General features: G+C 67.9%; 1 protein-coding gene, 1 other RNA gene and 1 pseudogene. 2 read left to right on the forward strand and 1 reads right to left on the reverse strand.

The window, feature by feature from the left end:
• Positions 1–105 precede the first annotated feature (105 nt).
• Positions 106–738, reverse strand: a pseudogene (locus KZA10_RS14495) (AAA family ATPase); the annotation flags it as partial.
• A 144-nt stretch (positions 739–882) separates the two neighbouring features.
• Between KZA10_RS14495 and ffs the strand changes: the two are divergent.
• Together ffs and KZA10_RS14505 are read left to right on the forward strand one after the other, a co-directional pair.
• Positions 883–979, forward strand: an RNA gene (gene ffs / locus KZA10_RS14500) — signal recognition particle sRNA small type.
• 66 nt (positions 980–1045) lie between these two features.
• Positions 1046–1620, forward strand: a 575-nt coding sequence (locus tag KZA10_RS14505) for a rhomboid family intramembrane serine protease (protein ID WP_218683237.1), incomplete at its 3' end; no start/stop codon positions are given.

Below are 1620 nucleotides of genomic sequence, written 5' to 3' on the forward strand. Positions count from 1 at the left end.
ACCAGGCCGCGCTCGTAGAAGAACACGTCTCCCGGCTGCTTGGTGACGGTCGAGCCGTCTTCCTCGACCTCGTAGGCGGAGGACTCGCGCTCATCGCGCAGCTCGTGGCGTGACGGCGGCGAGCGGGCTGACGATGTCACGCTGACGCAGCATGAGCGCCTCGGCGGCGGCATCCGGATACCCCATCGAGATGCGCATCATGAATCGGTCGCGCTGCGCTTCCGGGAGGGCGTAGGTGCCCTCCATCTCCAGGGGATTCTGCGTCGCGACGACCAGGAACGGCTGGGGCAGCAGGTGCGTGGCGCCGTCGACCGTGACCTGACCCTCCTCCATCGCCTCCAGCAGGGCGGACTGCGTCTTGGGGGAGGAGCGGTTGATCTCGTCGGCGATCACGATGTGGGCGAACACGGCGCCGCGCTTGAACTCGAACTCGCGATCGACCGGGTTGTAGACCGACACACCCGTGACGTCACCGGGGAGCAGGTCGGGGGTGAACTGGATGCGGCGCACGGTCGCGTCCACGCTCGCGGCGAGAGCCCTGGCGAGCATTGTCTTGCCGACGCCCGGCACGTCTTCGATCAGCAGGTGCCCCTCGGCCAGCAGGCAGACGAGAGCGCTGCGCACCGCATCCGGCTTGCCGTCGATGACCTGGCCGATCGAACCGAGGATCGCAGAGGTCTGCGCGGCGAACGTCTCGGCATCGATCGATACCGGGATCAGGGGGGCGTTCTCTGGCATGCGTTCCCTCTCACGTCGGCGCCGCGGTGCGCGTTATTCGATCGTAAGCCTGCACAGGGTGCGCCGCTCTGGCAGGTTCCCCTGAGGATGCGCGGGGAGGAGAGACACGATTCGGACCATTGCGCCGGTCGGGTTAGGATGGTTGACGGCTCTCCGCGTGGCGGCATCCAGGCCAATTCCCCCAGGGCGGAAACGCAGCAAGGGTAACCGGGCTCTGCTGGGTGCGCGGAGAGTCATTTTCTTTTCCTGCGGGCTCTCCCGACCGCACGCTCAGCCCCCTCGTAGCTGCACCTGCGACAATCGTCCGGTGACCGTCACCCCGCAGCAGAAGGCGCAGCATCCGCTCGGCCGATTCGCTTCGCCGGTGCTCCTGCTCGTCGTGATGTGGGTCGTGCAGTTCGCCGATGCGATCCTTCCCGGCTCGTTCACCGGATTCGGGCTGCGGTCCTGGGACGCCTCGGGGCTCGGCGGCATCGTGCTCGGTCCGCTCCTGCACGCGAACTGGCAGCACCTCATCGCCAACTCCGTGCCTCTGTTCGTGCTGGGCTGTCTCGTGGCGGTCGAGGGAACGCGTCGGTTCTGGGCCGTCACCGCCATCGTCGCGGTCGTGGGCGGTATCGGCACCTGGGTGTTCAACGCCCCAGGAACCCTGACGGTCGGTGCCTCGGGTCTGGTCTTCGGCTACTTCGGCTACGTCGTGATGCGGGTGTTCGCCCCCGGTCGCGTCGCGCACCGCATCCTCTACGCCGTGATCGCCGTCATCGTGATCGCGCTCTACGGCGGATCCATGCTCGTCGGGGTCTTCGGCGTCGCCGAGGGCATCTCCTGGCAGGGGCACCTGTTCGGCGCGATCGGCGGCGGCCTCGCCGCTCTCGTCGGGCG

This window comes from Microbacterium sp. BF1, from assembly GCF_019279095.1.
Lineage (GTDB): Bacteria > Actinomycetota > Actinomycetes > Actinomycetales > Microbacteriaceae > Microbacterium > Microbacterium maritypicum.